At 51.1% G+C, this 763-nt stretch carries 6 tRNA genes and 1 rRNA gene; all 7 read right to left on the minus strand.

What is annotated here, in order from left to right:
- Positions 1-74 precede the first annotated feature (74 nt).
- The 7 genes from D8848_RS10655 to rrf all read right to left on the minus strand — a co-directional run bounded on the left by D8848_RS10655 (position 75) and on the right by rrf (position 708).
- Positions 75-148 (minus strand) — tRNA-Met (locus D8848_RS10655).
- A gap of 10 nt (positions 149-158) precedes the next feature.
- Positions 159-248 (minus strand) — tRNA-Ser (locus D8848_RS10660).
- A gap of 4 nt (positions 249-252) precedes the next feature.
- Positions 253-324 (minus strand) — tRNA-Glu (locus D8848_RS10665).
- 8 nt (positions 325-332) lie between these two features.
- Positions 333-406 (minus strand) — tRNA-Ile (locus D8848_RS10670).
- Positions 407-439: 33 nt separating this feature from the next.
- Positions 440-510 (minus strand) — tRNA-Gly (locus D8848_RS10675).
- A gap of 5 nt (positions 511-515) precedes the next feature.
- Positions 516-588, minus strand: a tRNA-Val gene (locus tag D8848_RS10680).
- Positions 589-592: 4 nt separating this feature from the next.
- Positions 593-708: ribosomal RNA gene (gene rrf, locus D8848_RS10685) — 5S ribosomal RNA — on the minus strand.
- Positions 709-763: the final 55 nt, after the last annotated feature.

The following is a 763-nucleotide window of genomic DNA, read 5'->3' on the forward strand; positions in this document are numbered from 1 at the left end:
GCGCGAGACGGAATCGAACCGCCGACACATGGAGCTTCAATCCATTGCTCTACCAACTGAGCTACCGAGCCTTATTGCGGGAGCAGGATTTGAACCTACGACCTTCGGGTTATGAGCCCGACGAGCTACCGAGCTGCTCCATCCCGCGTTAATACAAAAGGAGGATGTGGGATTCGAACCCACGCACGCTTTTACACGCCTGACGGTTTTCAAGACCGTTCCCTTCAGCCGGACTTGGGTAATCCTCCAAAATAGTCCGTACGGGATTCGAACCCGTGTTACCGCCGTGAAAAGGCGGTGTCTTAACCCCTTGACCAACGGACCAAACTTTATGGGCACGAGTGGACTCGAACCACCGACCTCACGCTTATCAGGCGTGCGCTCTAACCACCTGAGCTACGCGCCCAAGTTAAAAACTTGGTAATTGAACAAAGTTCAAAGCGGGTGACGAGAATCGAACTCGCGACAACAGCTTGGAAGGCTGTAGTTTTACCACTAAACTACACCCGCTTAAATGGGAGTTAACGGGATCGAACCGCTGACCCTCTGCTTGTAAGGCAGATGCTCTCCCAGCTGAGCTAAACTCCCTAGAGCTAAGCGACTTCCATATCTCACAGGGGGCAACCCCCAACTACTTCCGGCGTTCTAGGGCTTAACTTCTGTGTTCGGCATGGGTACAGGTGTATCTCCTAGGCTATCGTCACTTAACTCTGAGTAATACCTACTCAAAATTGAATATCTATTCAAATCAAGAAAACCGTTC

The organism is Streptococcus mitis (assembly GCF_003942775.1).
In the GTDB taxonomy this organism is placed as follows: domain Bacteria; phylum Bacillota; class Bacilli; order Lactobacillales; family Streptococcaceae; genus Streptococcus; species Streptococcus mitis_CN.